General features: G+C 56.6%; 21 protein-coding genes and 2 tRNA genes. 18 read left to right on the top strand and 5 right to left on the bottom strand.

Features of this window, described 5'->3' with window-relative positions:
• Positions 1–222: 222 nt before the first annotated feature.
• The gene (locus ACR0B5_RS19260; RefSeq protein ID WP_480542683.1) at positions 223–1,107 is read left to right on the top strand and encodes a hypothetical protein; all 885 of its coding nucleotides are present in this window, start codon (positions 223–225) and stop codon (positions 1,105–1,107) included.
• Between the two features lie 124 nt (positions 1,108–1,231).
• Here the strand turns inward: ACR0B5_RS19260 and ACR0B5_RS19265 are convergent, their stop codons facing one another.
• Both ACR0B5_RS19265 and ACR0B5_RS19270 read right to left on the bottom strand, forming a co-directional pair.
• Positions 1,232–1,630, bottom strand: a complete 399-nt coding sequence (locus tag ACR0B5_RS19265) for a thermonuclease family protein (RefSeq protein WP_480542684.1) — start codon at positions 1,628–1,630, stop codon at positions 1,232–1,234.
• A 6-nt stretch (positions 1,631–1,636) separates the two neighbouring features.
• Positions 1,637–1,822: a JAB domain-containing protein gene (locus ACR0B5_RS19270; protein ID WP_480542882.1), complete on the bottom strand. Its 186-nt coding sequence runs from the start codon at positions 1,820–1,822 to the stop codon at positions 1,637–1,639.
• Between the two features lie 213 nt (positions 1,823–2,035).
• On the opposite strand from ACR0B5_RS19270, the gene ACR0B5_RS19275 reads away from it, so the two are divergent.
• Positions 2,036–2,302, top strand: coding sequence for an SH3 domain-containing protein (locus ACR0B5_RS19275; protein ID WP_480542884.1), 267 nt, complete (start codon positions 2,036–2,038; stop codon positions 2,300–2,302).
• 439 nt (positions 2,303–2,741) lie between these two features.
• Positions 2,742–3,500: a hypothetical protein gene (locus tag ACR0B5_RS19280; RefSeq protein WP_480542686.1), complete on the top strand. Its 759-nt coding sequence runs from the start codon at positions 2,742–2,744 to the stop codon at positions 3,498–3,500.
• 42 nt (positions 3,501–3,542) lie between these two features.
• Here ACR0B5_RS19280 and ACR0B5_RS19285 read toward each other — a convergent pair whose 3' ends face one another.
• Positions 3,543–3,758: an ankyrin repeat domain-containing protein gene (locus tag ACR0B5_RS19285; protein WP_480542688.1), complete on the bottom strand. Its 216-nt coding sequence runs from the start codon at positions 3,756–3,758 to the stop codon at positions 3,543–3,545.
• Positions 3,759–4,158: 400 nt separating this feature from the next.
• Positions 4,159–4,233: transfer RNA gene (locus tag ACR0B5_RS19290), tRNA-Thr, on the bottom strand.
• Positions 4,234–4,316: 83 nt separating this feature from the next.
• On the opposite strand from ACR0B5_RS19290, the gene ACR0B5_RS19295 reads away from it, so the two are divergent.
• The 9 genes from ACR0B5_RS19295 to ACR0B5_RS19335 all read left to right on the top strand — a co-directional run bounded on the left by ACR0B5_RS19295 (position 4,317) and on the right by ACR0B5_RS19335 (position 10,115).
• Positions 4,317–4,472, top strand: a complete 156-nt coding sequence (locus ACR0B5_RS19295; protein WP_480542690.1) for a hypothetical protein — start codon at positions 4,317–4,319, stop codon at positions 4,470–4,472.
• Between the two features lie 6 nt (positions 4,473–4,478).
• Entirely contained in the window at positions 4,479–5,747 is a 1,269-nt protein-coding gene (gene murA / locus ACR0B5_RS19300; protein ID WP_480542692.1) for a UDP-N-acetylglucosamine 1-carboxyvinyltransferase, read from the top strand.
• Positions 5,744–6,220: a DUF2948 family protein gene (locus ACR0B5_RS19305; protein WP_170470878.1), complete on the top strand. Its 477-nt coding sequence runs from the start codon at positions 5,744–5,746 to the stop codon at positions 6,218–6,220. Before murA ends, ACR0B5_RS19305 begins: the two co-directional genes overlap by 4 nt.
• 61 nt (positions 6,221–6,281) lie before the next feature.
• Positions 6,282–6,737 (top strand): GNAT family N-acetyltransferase, encoded by a 456-nt coding sequence (locus ACR0B5_RS19310; protein WP_480542694.1) that lies wholly within the window; start codon positions 6,282–6,284, stop codon positions 6,735–6,737.
• A 53-nt stretch (positions 6,738–6,790) separates the two neighbouring features.
• Positions 6,791–8,092 (top strand): histidinol dehydrogenase, encoded by a 1,302-nt coding sequence (gene hisD, locus ACR0B5_RS19315; RefSeq protein ID WP_170643487.1) that lies wholly within the window; start codon positions 6,791–6,793, stop codon positions 8,090–8,092.
• Positions 8,093–8,191: 99 nt separating this feature from the next.
• Complete coding sequence (locus ACR0B5_RS19320; protein ID WP_170379879.1) at positions 8,192–8,671, top strand: UPF0262 family protein; 480 nt, start codon at positions 8,192–8,194, stop codon at positions 8,669–8,671.
• A 3-nt stretch (positions 8,672–8,674) separates the two neighbouring features.
• Positions 8,675–9,127 carry an arsenate-mycothiol transferase ArsC gene (locus ACR0B5_RS19325; protein ID WP_170379877.1) on the top strand — a complete coding sequence of 151 codons (453 nt, stop codon included), beginning with the start codon at positions 8,675–8,677 and terminating at the stop codon, positions 9,125–9,127.
• Positions 9,128–9,130: 3 nt separating this feature from the next.
• Positions 9,131–9,529: a ketosteroid isomerase-related protein gene (locus tag ACR0B5_RS19330; RefSeq protein ID WP_170667666.1), complete on the top strand. Its 399-nt coding sequence runs from the start codon at positions 9,131–9,133 to the stop codon at positions 9,527–9,529.
• Positions 9,522–10,115: a GNAT family N-acetyltransferase gene (locus tag ACR0B5_RS19335; RefSeq protein WP_480542696.1), complete on the top strand. Its 594-nt coding sequence runs from the start codon at positions 9,522–9,524 to the stop codon at positions 10,113–10,115. The genes ACR0B5_RS19330 and ACR0B5_RS19335 overlap by 8 nt, the downstream gene beginning before the upstream one ends.
• Before the next feature lie 25 nt (positions 10,116–10,140).
• Here ACR0B5_RS19335 and ACR0B5_RS19340 read toward each other — a convergent pair whose 3' ends face one another.
• Positions 10,141–10,923 carry a hypothetical protein gene (locus tag ACR0B5_RS19340; protein WP_480542698.1) on the bottom strand — a complete coding sequence of 261 codons (783 nt, stop codon included), beginning with the start codon at positions 10,921–10,923 and terminating at the stop codon, positions 10,141–10,143.
• 199 nt (positions 10,924–11,122) lie between these two features.
• Between ACR0B5_RS19340 and ACR0B5_RS19345 the strand changes: the two genes are divergently transcribed.
• The 6 genes from ACR0B5_RS19345 (at position 11,123) to ACR0B5_RS19370 (ending at position 14,249) form a co-directional block, all read left to right on the top strand.
• The gene (locus ACR0B5_RS19345) at positions 11,123–11,998 is read left to right on the top strand and encodes a carbon-nitrogen hydrolase family protein (protein ID WP_480542700.1); all 876 of its coding nucleotides are present in this window, start codon (positions 11,123–11,125) and stop codon (positions 11,996–11,998) included.
• A 90-nt stretch (positions 11,999–12,088) separates the two neighbouring features.
• Positions 12,089–12,307 (top strand): translation initiation factor IF-1, encoded by a 219-nt coding sequence (gene infA, locus ACR0B5_RS19350; protein WP_005978431.1) that lies wholly within the window; start codon positions 12,089–12,091, stop codon positions 12,305–12,307.
• A gap of 11 nt (positions 12,308–12,318) precedes the next feature.
• The gene (locus ACR0B5_RS19355; protein WP_480542701.1) at positions 12,319–12,897 is read left to right on the top strand and encodes a Maf family protein; all 579 of its coding nucleotides are present in this window, start codon (positions 12,319–12,321) and stop codon (positions 12,895–12,897) included.
• On the top strand, positions 12,894–13,916 hold the full coding sequence (locus tag ACR0B5_RS19360; RefSeq protein ID WP_480542703.1) for a ribonuclease E/G: 1,023 nt from the start codon (positions 12,894–12,896) through the stop codon (positions 13,914–13,916). The genes ACR0B5_RS19355 and ACR0B5_RS19360 overlap by 4 nt, the downstream gene beginning before the upstream one ends.
• Complete coding sequence (locus tag ACR0B5_RS19365; protein ID WP_170550489.1) at positions 13,913–14,095, top strand: DNA gyrase inhibitor YacG; 183 nt, start codon at positions 13,913–13,915, stop codon at positions 14,093–14,095. The genes ACR0B5_RS19360 and ACR0B5_RS19365 overlap by 4 nt, the downstream gene beginning before the upstream one ends.
• A 79-nt stretch (positions 14,096–14,174) precedes the next feature.
• Positions 14,175–14,249, top strand: a tRNA-Phe gene (locus ACR0B5_RS19370).
• The last annotated feature ends 51 nt before the right edge of the window (positions 14,250–14,300 follow it).

The raw sequence follows: 14,300 nt of genomic DNA on the forward strand, positions 1-14,300 counted from the left end.
AACGTAGCCGGACCACGTGAATCCGAGGCACCTAGCGTATATTCAAAGGCGTTTGCTTTCCTGAGCGATGCTTTTTCGACCACCTAGGTCAGTTTCTCACACGCCCGAAGTATTCAAAAAAAACCTCAAGATTCTCACTTGTGATGCGTTCATAGCCTTCCGCGTTTGTGCACACAGCCATTTTTTTTTGTACACTCTTAGGCAAAACCTTTCGGGATTGATATGACCTTACATCAAAGCAACGGGATCAAGACACTCGTGCTGGCAAGCTTTGCATGTATGTCGCTTGGGATTGGTGCTGCGGCCTCTGAGCGGCTGCCGGCGCTACGCGTCGTGCAATCAGGTCATAGCCTCACCGATGGCGTCATCGGTCCACTTGAGATCATGGTACGTGTAACCAGTATGCGCGGCGGTAAGCTGGACAAGGCTACAATTCCAGGCAGTCCGATGGATTGGCGATGGGAAAATGCGAGCAACCCGGATATCCGTCAGCCTGAGGTGATGGCCCGTTACGACGTTCTAGCAATCACTGAACGCGTCGCACTGACAAACACAATGGACCATCATGACAGCAAACACTGGGCATTGCATTGGGCGAGCCACGCGTGGGAGCATGGCGCGAATGGCGATGGCGCTCGGTCTGTGCTCTATGCAAGCTGGGTCGATATTGAAAGCGGTCCGGGTTTTGAAAATCGCCACAACGACCCTGAAGGTCATTTGACATTTCGCGAACGACTGCCGTTGGAGATGGTGCGGTGGCAAAGCATCCTTGATCACGTCAATGCAAACCGGCCCGATGGGATGCCTGAGATGGACATGATCCCCGGCCCCCTGATTATGGCTCGCGCTTATGACGATATTGCCTCAGGCACAGCCCCGGGGCTCAATGGTATTCACGACCTTTTTTCAGATAGCATTCACCCCAACATGATGGGTAACTATCTCATCGCACTGGCACACTTCGCGGTGATCTACGACGGAGATCCGCGTGGCCTGCCGCCAACGATGCTGACGCAGGGCGGGCCGAACAAGGTGCAGGCGGCATGGATGCAAGAAATTGTCTGGGACGTGCTTAACGAATACGCAGAAACATCAGGTGGCCCCTAGTACGCCCTGTGTAGGTCGGCTTACGCCGTTCACGCGCACCTGGTCCGGTTTCGACCATTCGCCCCTGCTGGGTCCAAATCAGCGAATGGCAGCAATGTCCCGCGTAGCCGACACTCGCTCCAGTTCATCGCCAACAATAACTGGCCCGCTTGAGCCGTGATTTCGCTGCTGCCGTCTCTAGGTGCCTGTATCGGCCACCAGAATACCGCCGACAGTCTAGCGCGTGGCCTGCGGCGATGACAGCCGCTCCTATGTCCTGCCCGTCTGCGTAATAAACCCCCACCCAGCGGTCATGGGTGCGTTCACCGTTCAACTGGCAGGAAATGGACTTGCCACGCAGATAGTTGACCATCCAGCGCTTTGCGTCCTGTCCTGACTGCGAGTCTAGCTCGGGCGCATCCACGCCATTCAGCCTAACAGGAGTGCCGTCTACAACGATTGTGTCAGCATCTCGGACGTGTAGGGAATCTGCATGGGCTTGGGCAGCCAGAAACAGCGCAGTGGTATACATCAAGTATTTCATGTGTCGCTAGAGAGACCCGTTGCTTTTGAAAGAGTATTCCTCCCTTTTCCCAACAATAACATGGTCATGTATCAAAACGCCCAATGTGTCACAGGCGTCCTGTATGCGCTCAGTCACTTCGATATCTGCCTTGCTAGGCGTAGGGTCGCCGAATAGCAGGAGTTCTAGACATGCCAGAACCGGAGCCGGGATAAGAAGCCTTGAATCGGCTGGTGTGTTCTGTCTAAGGTTCGGGGTTTAACTTGACTGAAATCAGATGAAGCGATGTAGTTTCGCAAGTTCATTTTGCAGTTGGGAAAACCTATGCGATACGTATTTCTATGCTTGTCACTGGCACTTTTTGTACCTTTGTTAGCAAACTCAGCCCTAGCCCAAACACAAGGCTTTACGACCACTTCTGTTCACATGCGAGCCGGTCCAAGCACGAACTATCCAGTCGTCGCCACGTTGCCGCAAGACGTGACAATCGAAATATACGGTTGCCAGACAGGCTATAGCTGGTGCGATACCGGGTGGAATGGCGCTCGCGGCTGGATATCGTCAAACTACATTCTCACTGATAGTGATGGCTCGAAAAAAGTCATGAACCCGGTGCTTGCTGCAGCACTAGGTATAGCGATTGTAGAATTCAGTCAGGCGTATTGGGAAAACCACTACCAAGCCTACCCTTAGTACGCTTACTGGAACCGCTATTATCACCCATACCATCCGGCTCCAGGTCCGTATTGCTATCACGCTCCTCAAGACCCTGAGTGTCAATTCGCCCCATACTACTCCCCTCCGTCTCATCAGGCTGCTCCACATCACCACCACGACGGCGGTCAAGGGTACCACCACCATCACGGCAACAGTCATGGGCACCATCATCATTGACGGTCTAGAGTAGAACGCAAAAAAAAGGGCGCGCCCAACTACAAGCGCGCCCCACCAAACGAATTACCAAAAATCAGCGTTCTCAAATACACCAACGCTTACTCGTTAACTGCACCAAATTTGGCCTATTCCACGGGGATGGTCAGTGATGCGGGTCACACAGGCCCCAACATTTGTGTGCTAAATTGTGCATGACCCCCAAAGTTTCACTATAGAGATTCCAAATCTGGAGGTTGTTATGCCCAGCGCGATTGAAGCGATTGAAATATTAGAAAAAAGCCACGACTACTACGGCAAAGCCAAATCGCTTTACGACAATGTCAACACGGTGACAAAAGCGGCAGGGATAAGTCCAGACGACATCGAACAATTCAAGAAGCTAGTGGGTATTTCGAGCAAGGAAGCCGAAAAGCTTAAAAAGTCGCTTGATAAGCGGGTCAAGGCGACCGAGGCCGCTGCTGCCGCCACATACGCAGAAATACCCACCAAGAAAGACAAGCTTTGGGAAAATTGGGCCAAAATGGTGAGTAAGCACGGTATCGATAGCAAAGAAGCGCTCAGCGCGCGCACCAAATACGTCAGCGAGCTCAAGGCGTACGGTAAAAAGCTTCAGGATCGGTGGTTCCTCTGCAAGATCCACAGTCGGGAATCAAAGAAACAGGAAAAGGTGTATCAAGGTCTGGTTAAGGCACACAAGGCGTCAGTAAGCATTTATGAGTTCATACTCAAAACACGCGTGAAGTACCCAGAAACTGCATCACATGAAGCGACAGCATTTGTCTTTTTGAAAGAGTACGGTTCTGTTGGACCTAAAGCGATGAGAATTCACGAGGCCCATACGAAAATCGTTAAGAAAGCAGACGCTGAAATTAAGAGAGTCATTAAAGAAAAATCTATCAACGATGGATGGCTGAAGGGTCTTACAAAGGACGCCAAAAAAGATAAAGCAAACCGAAACCTAACTCGTGCATTCAAGGCTCTCGGAGTAAGTGTTTAGAATCGAAGATCACGAACTTAGAATCTACGAGCCAATCTGAAGTTAAGTCCGCTTTTGGAAGAGCGCATCTGATCGTTGCGTGAACCTTCTTTTGATTTCTGCGCCCAACTCATTGGCCATATCAAGCGGAGATTGCCCAAACTCGGAAACGAGTGCGGCGTCAGACCCAGCCTCAAGTAAAGCCTCAATCGCTGCGAGGTTCTTCTTCCTGACAGCTATGTGCAGCGGTGTCTCTGACATATCACCAATGGCATTCACGTCGGCACCTGCTCCAATAGGTCGACGAACAGCGTAGTCATTTCCGCGCCATATTCGCGAATGCTCTCCAACTTGCATTTGACGTCAAAGGGAATTGCTCTAGGCCATTTGTTCATGAACAAGTGTTCTATTATTGTTCTCACTCAAGTCAACGCAAGAATAGTGAAGAATTGCCTCACATCGTTCGGCAGAATTCAGCAAACCTTGTGAAAATAGTGCTCTCATTGTTAGATGGGTGGCTTCAAAGCAGCAGACAATCGCGCAGTATCCGGAATGTAGTCTGGCCGAAGTCCCAGCTTTTTTGTCGCCTAGCGAAGGAGATGCAGGGGGATTAAAAGGGGGACTAAATTATGCTCTTACAGCTCATGACATTGAAAAGAAACGAAAATTAATCTGAAAATGGTGCTGCTGGAGAGAATTGAACTCTCGACCTCTCCCTTACCAAGGGAGTGCTCTACCTCTGAGCTACAGCAGCATCGTGGGCGGGTGATTAGACTCAAACGAAACGCGGCGCAAGGGTGTCTGGACGGTTTTTTTCGCCTCCTGTAGAGAAAGACCATGGCAGACAAAGAGACACCTAAAAAACACGGCAAATCCGATGATGCACGGGAAGAGCGACTGAAAGCGGCGCTCAAGGCCAACATGGCGCGGCGCAAGGCGCAGGCCAAGGCGCGGGCGGCCTCGGATGACAAAGCCGACAAGAACGAGGGATAAGAGCAGATGGATTCGATACTGGTGACGGGCAACGGGCCGCTGAACGGTCAGATACCGATTGCGGGGGCCAAGAATGCGTGCCTGACGCTGATGCCCGCGACGCTTCTCAGCGAAGAACCGCTGACGCTGACCAACGCGCCACGCCTCAGCGACATCAAGACCATGACAGCGCTGCTGCAATCGCTGGGGGCCGAGGTGTCCGCGCTGCAGGACGGTCAGGTGATCGCGATGTCCAGCCATGATCTGACCAGCCAAACGGCGGACTATGACATCGTGCGCAAGATGCGGGCCTCGAATCTGGTGCTGGGGCCGTTGCTGGCGCGATTCGGGCAGGCGGTCGTGTCGCTGCCGGGCGGCTGTGCCATTGGCGCGCGGCCGATGGACTTGCATGTCGAAGGGCTGGAGGCTTTGGGGGCTGAGATCGAACTGAAAGACGGGTATCTGCACGCCAAGGCCCCGGGCGGGCTGAAAGGCGCGGTGCATGAGATGCGCTTTGCCTCGGTCGGGGCGACCGAGAACATTGTCATGGCTGCAACCCTGGCCAAAGGAACCACTGTTCTGAAGAACGCAGCGCGCGAGCCCGAGATTGTCGATCTGGTGGAGTGTTTGCGCAAGATGGGCGCTCAGATCTCAGGCGAAGGGACATCGACGATCGAGATTCAGGGCGTCAACCGCCTGCACGGTGCCACCCATCAGGTGGTGACAGACCGGATCGAATTGGGCACCTACATGCTGGCCCCTGCGATCTGCGGTGGCGAGGTAGAACTGTTGGGCGGGCGCATGTCGCTGGTCAGTTCCTTCGTGGAAAAACTCGAAGCCGCAGGCGTCAGCGTTTCGGAAACCGAAAAGGGCCTGAAAGTTGCGCGCAAGAATGGCCGCGTGCGGGCCGTGGACGTGGTCACCGAGCCTTTCCCGGGCTTTCCGACCGACCTGCAGGCGCAGATGATGGCGCTGATGTGTACGGCCGAAGGGACCTCGGTTCTGGAGGAGCGTATTTTCGAAAATCGCTTCATGCACGCGCCCGAACTGATACGCATGGGCGCGAATATCGAAGTGCATGGCGGAACGGCGACTGTTACCGGTGTTGAAAACCTCAAAGGAGCGCCAGTGATGGCGACGGACTTGCGGGCTTCGGTCTCGTTGATACTGGCGGGTCTGGCGGCAGAAGGCGAAACAACTGTCAGCCGGGTCTATCATCTGGACCGCGGATATGAGCATGTGGTGCGCAAGCTGGAAGGCGTGGGTGCCAAAATCGAACGGATCAAGGGCGAATGACAGACGCAAGTTTTGAAGACGGCCGCGAGGCGCCACTGAATCTGGGCGCCGAAGACGGTGATGACCTGCAGGTGATCTCATCGCTTGCACAGGATGCGGTGTTCCCGGTGACCGAGATGAAATGGCAGCCCTCGCAGCGCCGTTTCGGGCTGTTGCTGAACCGCTTCCGGTGGGAGGACAAGGATGCCGCCACTCGCCGCGACCGACCTTTTGAACGTGTGCAGTCGGTTCTGGTGTTCGACTCGGTGCTGTCTGTTGCCAGTCAGGGGATCGACCGCCGCGACACGGATATGGTGATGTCCTTGCTCTCGGTCGATTTCGAGGCGGGCGAGGACGGCGCGGGACAGATCCTGTTGACCCTTGCGGGTGACGGCGCGATCCGCCTGACGGTCGAGGCAATTGAAGCCACCCTGAAAGACGTGACGCGCCCCTATCAGGCTCCCTCGGGCCAGGCACCGCATCATCCAGAATAAACGCGGCATATCGCAGGCCTTCTCCGGACCCGCCTCGGGTCTGGAGCTGCGCCGTGCGACCGTGTTCGATGTGTTCCAGATCAGCCAGGTGTTAATCCGCTCGATCACCCATCTCTGCGCGGCGGATCACCACAAAGACCCCGAACTTGTGGCGTTGTGGACCGCCAACAAAGACCCGCAGTCCGTTCGCGGGTGGATACAAAGCGGCTCGGATATCTGGGTGGCTGAGCTAGCCGGGCAGATCGTGGCCGTCGGCGGGCTGCGCCACGGTTCGATGATCTCACTGCTCTATGTCGATCCCGGCCATGTGCGGCGTGGTATCGGGCGGGCCCTTTTGGCCCGGCTGGAGCAGGAGCTAGCGGATCAGGGCTGTGCGCAGGCCTATCTGGATGCAACCCACACAGCACGGGCTTTCTACCTCAGATATGGCTGGGTTTGGGCGGGCGATGTGGAAGAGTGGCACGGGATGACCCAATTCCCCCTGCGCAAACCGCTGCACCTGGCCGAGAAGGGTTGAGACCAACCCTTACGGGCGATATGTCCCCGTGAAACGCTCCGGAGTGCCAGATCATGCCCGTTTTCCACGACACCACCTCGCCCGATTTTGAGGCTGCCTTTCAAACGCTGCTATCGGCCAAGCGCGAAGACAGCCCGGATGTGGATGCCGTGGTGGCCGGGATCATCGACGATGTCCGCAGCCGTGGCGATGCGGCGGTGATCGAGCTGACCGCAAAATTCGACCGGCTGGAACTGACGCCCGAGACACTGGCCTTTTCGGCTGACGAAATTGCCGAAGCCGTCGAACAGGTGACCCCCGAAGACGGCGCCGCGCTGGAACTGGCGGCAGAGCGCATCCGCGCCTATCACGAAAAGCAGATGCCCGAAGACCACCAGTGGACCGATGAGACCGGGGCGACGCTCGGCTGGCGCTGGTCGGCCGTCTCGGCGGCGGGTCTCTACGTGCCTGGCGGTTTGGCCTCCTACCCCTCATCCGTTTTGATGAACGCGATTCCGGCCAAGGTGGCAGGGGTTGAGCGGTTGGCCATCGTCGTGCCTACGCCCGACGGGCAGGCAAACCCGCTGGTCCTGCTGGCCGCGCAACTGTCCGGTGTGGATGAGATCTACCGTATCGGCGGCGCGCAAGCCGTCGCCGCGCTGGCCTATGGCACCGAAACCATCGCTCCGGTCGACAAGATCACCGGCCCGGGCAATGCCTTTGTCGCTGCCGCAAAACGCCGGGTGTTCGGCAAGGTCGGGATCGACATGATCGCGGGTCCTTCGGAGATTCTCGTGATCGCCGACAAGGACAATGAGCCCGACTGGATCGCGCTGGACCTGCTTAGCCAGGCCGAACATGATGAAAGCGCGCAGTCGATCCTGATCACGGATGATGCCGGATTTGGTCAAGCCGTGGCGCTGGCCGTCGAAAAACGACTTGATACCCTACAGCGCCGCGCCATCGCCGGCGCCAGCTGGCGGGACTTTGGCGCGATCATCACCGTGCGCGATCTGGATGAGGCCGCCGCGCTGTCGAACCGCATCGCACCGGAACACTTGGAACTATGCGTGGCCGACCCGGTCGCGCTGAGCGCCAAGACCATCCACGCAGGCGCGATTTTCCTTGGGCAGTACACTCCGGAGGCCATCGGAGACTATGTCGGCGGCCCCAACCATGTGCTTCCCACCGCACGCTCGGCGCGGTTTTCATCCGGCCTCAGCGTGATGGATTTCCTCAAACGCACCACCCTCAGCCAGATGACCCCCGAAGCGCTGCGCGCGATCGGCCCCGCGGCTGAGACACTGGCGCAATCGGAAAGCCTCGAGGCGCATGGTTTATCCGTCACCGCACGTCTGAACCGGCTGAACGGCTGATGGGACGCAACGATCGCCAGCTTGTGGCGTTTCTGTGCGTTGCCCATTGAAATCCATTGTTATAGGTCTGAGCAGACGTGAAGGATTGTGACCGTTAAAATGACCCGTATCTCGCATATCGAACTGGATGACCGGAACCTGCCCCCGCCGACCCCTGAGATCGAGCAGGAGCGCAAGGTCGCCATCTATGATCTGCTTGAGGAGAACAGCTTTGACCTGCCTCAGCGGGATGATCGCGCCATTCCCGACGGCCCCTATCACCTGCAGCTTTCGATCCGCGACAAGCGACTGGTCTTTGATATCAGCACCGAAGACAGCCAGAAAGCGGCCGAATTCCACCTGTCCCTCGGGCCGTTCCGGCAGGTGGTGAAAGACTATTTCCAGATCTGCCAAAGCTATTTCGACGCCGTCAAATCTCTGCCGCCCAGCCAGATCGAAACCATCGACATGGCCCGGCGCGGCATTCACAACGAAGGCAGCCGGGTTTTGCAGGAACGGCTGGAAGGCAAGGCCGACGTAGACACCGACACCGCCCGACGCCTGTTCACGCTGATCTGCGTGCTACATTTCGGAGGCTAACGGGTGACGCCTCTGCCGCAGTCCATTCTGTTCTGTTGCGACCATAACTCGGTTCGGTCTCCGATGGCCGAAGGCATCATGAAAAAGTTCTACGGCACCGGCACCTATGTGCAATCCGCTGGCGTCCGCAACGATCTGGATATTGACGGCTTCTGCATCGCGGTCTGTCAGGAAATGGGCGTTGAGCTGTCCCGCCACCGCACCCGATCCTTTGACGAGATGCAGGAATGGGGCGACGACCTCAGCTCGTTCGATCTGATCGTCGCTTTGTCCCCGGCCAGTCAGCGGCGGGCGCTAGAGCTCACGCGGATTTTCCACCTCGATGTCGATTATTGGCCAATAATGGACCCTACCGGGATGGGCGAGACACGGGAATCAAAGCTACATCACTACCGACAGACCCGCGATCAGATCATCAAGCATCTGAAAGACCGCTGGGGCGAACCAACGGAGTGACCCATGAACCAGACCGTCGAAACCTATTTCAACGCCTTCAACGCCGGTGATGTCGATGGCATGCTGGCCTGTCTGTCCAATGACGTGGCCCATCATGTGAACGAAGGCCAAATTCGAGTCGGCAAAGAGAAATTCGCAGCTTTCTGTGCCCATATGAACCGCTGCTACAAAGAGAACCTGACCGATATCGTGGTGTTCGATGCCCAAGGTGGCACCCGCGCCGCGGCCGAGTTCATCGTCAACGGCACCTATCTGGAAACCGACGAGGGCCTGCCCGAAGCGCATGGCCAGACCTACCGCCTGCCCGCAGGCTCGTTCTTTGACCTGCATGACGGCAAGATCACCCGCGTCACCACCTTCTACAACCTTGCGGACTGGACCAAACAGGTCTCGAATGGCTGAGGTCACATCCGTCCGGCCCCTGACCGGAGCGGCGCTTGAGGCCGCTCTGGATGACGTCGCGCGCCTGCGGATCGAGGTATTTCGCGCCTGGCCTTACCTCTATGATGGCGATCTGGAATACGAGCGCAGCTATCTGCAATCCTATCGCGAAAGCGACAAGGCCATCGTTGTCGGCGCCTTCGACAAGGACCGCCTTATCGGAGCCTCGACGGGCGCGCCTTTGACCGACCACGCTGACGATTTTGCCGCCGCGTTTCAAGACATGGGTCTGGACCTGTCACAGATCTTCTACTGTGCCGAATCGGTCCTTCTGTCCGACTACCGAGGCCAAGGCGTCGGGCACAAATTCTTCGACCAGCGCGAAGCCCACGCCCGCGCACAGGGTTTCACCAAATGTGCCTTCTGCAGCGTCCAACGCCCGGCCGATCACCCCATGCGGCCCGAAACCTATCGCCCACTTGATGCGTTCTGGAGATCCCGCGGCTACGAATCATTGCCCGGAGCCTTCGCTCAATTCTCGTGGAAAGATGTCGGGGACGCGGGCGAGACGCTCAAGCCACTGCAGTTTTGGATCAGGGATTTGTGAGGTGGTTTTGTACGAGTGCCCACAGTTAGATATTAGGAATCGTGACGCTTGAACGATAATGGCTTATGCGATCGCTGTTAGTATCAAGTTCAACGAAGCCCAATGCCCCATCGGCCCGCTTTTCTAAACGCAGCACTTGTACGCATCTTGCACCGATGTTTGATACTCTCTTGAACGAGTCCTCTGGGCAATTCTCGACACTTAGTTCTTTGCGCAGCTTCCCAAAGTAGTCGTGGCAAGACTTGAAGAAGAACAAGAAGCGTTCGCATCGAGACACGGAATAAATATCCAATTGCGCTTGAATTGAGTCAGACGTTGCGGGTTCCAGGCCTTCATCGGGGGTTTCATTGTATAGGTATTGCGTGCTTTGAAAAGTTGCGGCTTCACCGGGACTCAGTCGATAGCCTGAAAGCCCAGCCGAAATTCCATATTCGAAACTCTTGTTGCTGTCGCTTTGCACAATGAAGTCAGAACTTGAAAAGGTTGCAGTCGGGTTAAGTACCGTTTCAAAGGTCAGAAACTCGGACGTAGAAACACTATGTCCAAAAAAACTAATGATCGCAGCGGCGATTGAAATTTCACGCTCGCTCTCGTTTTTAATAGAATAGGAATAGTTTACGTACCTTAAATTCCCTATTTTTGTTTTCTGTGATCCCGTCGAATCCAATTTGATTTCAACATTCAAATGATCTGTTTTGTTTTCTTGTGTTAGATTGAAGTTAAAAAGAAACCAAGCAGCGCCAATCAATATGGAAATCGTGGTAAGCAGATCTTTCACGTCACCTATTTCTTTCCCAAGAACTTTCATGCGTGCACCAATTTTTGTGTTGAACTATTGACGAAGTATGAGAGTGAAGAACCAATTGATGGGCAACATACGATTTTTGTTTTTCCCGGTACAAGCTGTCTGACCTGCAATTTTGAATGTTATCAGACATTAAGTTGACCTGTACACTGATGATTTAGCCCTTCTAAGATCAAGCCAAAATTACAGATGAGATGCGGAAATGAAAATCGCCACCGCCGCCTACGACCTCGATTGGCTCGAAAGTTGGGCGCAGTATGAGGACAAGCTGACCGCCTGGGTGGCGCAGGCCGCTGGGAACGGAGCCGAGTTGCTGGTCTTTCCCGAATACGGCGCAATGGAACTGTCGACACTGGACGGGGCCGACGTGGCAGGCGATCTGGAGCGGTCGATTCAGGCGGTCTCGGACCGGATGGAAGATGTGCAGAACCTGCACCAGCGCTTGGCGAAGGAATACAAGACGTACATCCTAGGGGCTTCGGCCCCAGTCGCAACAGGTGCAGGGCGTCCGGTGAACCGGGCTGAACTCTATGCGCCGGACGGTCGTCAGGATCATCAGGACAAGCAGATCATGACCCGGTTCGAGCGAGAGCAATGGGATATCGCCCCCGGCGGCCCTCTCAAACTGTTCGACACGGCATTGGGCAAGATCGGCGTTTTGATCTGCTATGACAGCGAATTCCCCCTGCTGGGCCGCGCGCTCAGTGAAGCGGATCTGATCCTTGTCCCCTCCTGCACCGAGGCACTGGCCGGATATTGGCGCGTGCGCATCGGGGCGATGTCGCGTGCCTTGGAAAATCAATGTGTTACGATCATGGCATCTCTGGTGGGGAACAATGACTGGTCCGAGGCCGTGGATATGAACACCGGGACGGGCGGCATTTTTGGCCCACCTGACAAGGGCTTTCCGCAGACAGGCGTTCTGGCCGAAGGGGTGTTGAACCAAACAGGCTGGACCTATGCCGATATCGACCTGAGCGCCATCGCCGATGTCCGCGCCGACGGACATGTCCTGAATCGCACCCACTGGGATGAGCAATCCCCCCGAGTCGAATCTGTCACATTCTCCGCGCTTTAGTGATTCCGCCCTTGAAATAAGGGAAAAATAGGCTCATTTAAGCGCACATCCTCGCAGATTCTGCGAGTGCAACTTAAATGTGGAGACAACATGGCCAAGGAAGATACGCTCGAATTTCCCGGTGTCGTGAAGGAACTCCTGCCTAATGCGACGTTTCGGGTCGAGCTGGAAAACGGCCATGAGATCATCGCACATACGGCAGGCAAGATGCGCAAGAACCGCATCCGTGTTCTGGCCGGCGACAAAGTTCAGGTCGAGATGACCCCTTACGATCTGACCAAGGGTCGGATCAACTACCGCTTCAAGTAACGCCCTACCTCATGGCGTTTATCCTCGGATCGGGCAGCCCAAGGCGGCTGGACCTGCTGGCGCAGCTTGGCGTGCAGCCCGATGCCGTGCGCCCTCCTGACATTGACGAAACGCCCTTGAAGGGTGAGCTTCCGGTTCCCTATTGCAGCCGTATTGCGCGCGAAAAAGCGCATGCAGTTCAGGCGGATACTTCAGATATTGTCTTGTGCGCAGATACCACGGTGGCGCTGGGGCGTCGCATTCTGGGCAAACCCGAAAACGCAGGCGAAGCGGCCGAGTTCCTGCATGCTCTGTCCGGGCGTCGACATCGGGTCGTGACATCGGTCGCGGTGCGCCGCGGAGATCAGGTGTTGCAGCGCGACGTGGTCTCACAGGTCAAGATGAAACGCTTGTCGGATGTCGAGGTGAACGCCTATCTTGCGACAGATGACTGGCAGGGCAAGGCGGGCGGTTATGCCATCCAAGGCCCAGCCGGGGCGTTCATTCCCTGGATTTCCGGATCGTTCACCGGCATCGTGGGCCTGCCCCTTTCCGAGAGCGCCGCACTTTTGCAGGCAATCGGCTACCCATTGTACAGAGAGGCGCCATGAAAGGCCGCACAATCGTTCTGGACCATTTTGAAGGCCGCGAAGCAGCCGCGCTGATGGTCGACGGCAAGCTCGACGATTTTCTGATCGCCGGAGACGCGCCGCCGCCCGGAACGATCTACCGGGCCCGCGCAGATCGCCCGGTCAAAGGCCAAGGCGGCATGTTCCTCACCACCCCGGACGGGCCCGCCTTTCTGCGTCAGGTCAAGGGCCTCGCACCTGGAGCGCTTCTGCTGGTGCAGGTGACAGGTTTTGCCGAACCGGGCAAAGCCGTTCCGGTCACCGACCGCGTTCTGTTCAAAAGCCGCTATGCGATTGTCACGCCAGAGGCTCCGGGCCTGAATATCTCGCGCAGCATCAAGGATGAGGATGAGCGCGACCGCCTGCTGGAAATCGCCCACGAGGTCATGGGCGTCAGCGCCTACGGTCTGATTCTGCGGTCTTGCTGCGTTGGTGCGGATGCGGATGACATCGCCGAAGACATCGGCGCCATGCTGACGCAGGCCGAACAGGTCCTGAACGATCCGGGCACCGAGCCTGAAACCCTGGCCGAGGGTGACGGCCCTCATCTCCTGGCCTGGCGGGATTGGACCGACCCGGCGGATGTTGTGACCGAGGCCGGTGGTTTCGAACATCACGGCGTTCTGGACGCGCTGGACATTGCCCGCGGCATTGCCGAGCCTTTGCCGGGCGGAGGGCATCTATACATCGAACCTACCCGCGCGCTTATTGCAGTGGATGTGAATACCGGCGCCGACACGTCGCTAGCAGCCGGCACAAAGGCCAATTTCGCCTGCGCAAAGACCCTTCCACGCGCTCTGAGGGTGCGCGGTCTGGGCGGGCAAATCACTATCGACATGGCCCCGATGCCCAAGAAAGACCGTCGCGGTCTGGAGCAAGCCCTACGCGCCGCATTCAAGGCGGACGGGATCGAAACGACGCTCGCAGGCTGGACACCGCTGGGCCATTTCGAGTTGCAACGCAAACGAGGGCGTATCCCTCTAAGTGAGGTGCTCGGATGACTTGCCCGATCTGTCAGGAAAAGACGGTTTCCAAATACCGCCCGTTCTGTTCCAAACGCTGTGCGGATCTGGATCTGGCGAAGTGGCTGAACGGATCCTACGCCGTGCCCTCGCAGCGCGAAGAGGATATCGAGGACACGATTTCCGAACCCGAAGACATCCCCCGCCGTCCACACTGAAAAAATGTCAAAAAGCCTCTGGACACTGCTTGGTGCAAGTCATAGAAGGCCTCCACCCAATGGCAATTGCCATTCCCGTGCCCGGGTAGCTCAGGGGTAGAGCAGTGGATTGAAAATCCTCGTGTCGGTGGTTCGATTCCGCCCCCGGGCACCATTCCCAATAGATAAGCTACTGGTTCCCTTCGGCTTTAACTGGAGTTGACCA

It is taken from the genome of Ruegeria sp. AG1 (assembly GCF_056541705.1).

Coding starts and splice junctions, on each gene's coding strand:
- ACR0B5_RS19260 (WP_480542683.1), top strand. CDS start 223: ATGACCTTACATCAAAGCAACGGGATCAAGACACTCGTGCTGGCAAGC.
- ACR0B5_RS19265 (WP_480542684.1), bottom strand. CDS start 1,630: ATGAAATACTTGATGTATACCACTGCGCTGTTTCTGGCTGCCCAAGCC.
- ACR0B5_RS19275 (WP_480542884.1), top strand. CDS start 2,036: ATGCGAGCCGGTCCAAGCACGAACTATCCAGTCGTCGCCACGTTGCCG.
- ACR0B5_RS19280 (WP_480542686.1), top strand. CDS start 2,742: ATGCCCAGCGCGATTGAAGCGATTGAAATATTAGAAAAAAGCCACGAC.
- ACR0B5_RS19295 (WP_480542690.1), top strand. CDS start 4,317: ATGGCAGACAAAGAGACACCTAAAAAACACGGCAAATCCGATGATGCA.
- murA (WP_480542692.1), top strand. CDS start 4,479: ATGGATTCGATACTGGTGACGGGCAACGGGCCGCTGAACGGTCAGATA.
- ACR0B5_RS19305 (WP_170470878.1), top strand. CDS start 5,744: ATGACAGACGCAAGTTTTGAAGACGGCCGCGAGGCGCCACTGAATCTG.
- hisD (WP_170643487.1), top strand. CDS start 6,791: ATGCCCGTTTTCCACGACACCACCTCGCCCGATTTTGAGGCTGCCTTT.
- ACR0B5_RS19320 (WP_170379879.1), top strand. CDS start 8,192: ATGACCCGTATCTCGCATATCGAACTGGATGACCGGAACCTGCCCCCG.
- ACR0B5_RS19330 (WP_170667666.1), top strand. CDS start 9,131: ATGAACCAGACCGTCGAAACCTATTTCAACGCCTTCAACGCCGGTGAT.
- ACR0B5_RS19335 (WP_480542696.1), top strand. CDS start 9,522: ATGGCTGAGGTCACATCCGTCCGGCCCCTGACCGGAGCGGCGCTTGAG.
- ACR0B5_RS19340 (WP_480542698.1), bottom strand. CDS start 10,923: ATGAAAGTTCTTGGGAAAGAAATAGGTGACGTGAAAGATCTGCTTACC.
- ACR0B5_RS19345 (WP_480542700.1), top strand. CDS start 11,123: ATGAAAATCGCCACCGCCGCCTACGACCTCGATTGGCTCGAAAGTTGG.
- infA (WP_005978431.1), top strand. CDS start 12,089: ATGGCCAAGGAAGATACGCTCGAATTTCCCGGTGTCGTGAAGGAACTC.
- ACR0B5_RS19355 (WP_480542701.1), top strand. CDS start 12,319: ATGGCGTTTATCCTCGGATCGGGCAGCCCAAGGCGGCTGGACCTGCTG.
- ACR0B5_RS19360 (WP_480542703.1), top strand. CDS start 12,894: ATGAAAGGCCGCACAATCGTTCTGGACCATTTTGAAGGCCGCGAAGCA.
- ACR0B5_RS19365 (WP_170550489.1), top strand. CDS start 13,913: ATGACTTGCCCGATCTGTCAGGAAAAGACGGTTTCCAAATACCGCCCG.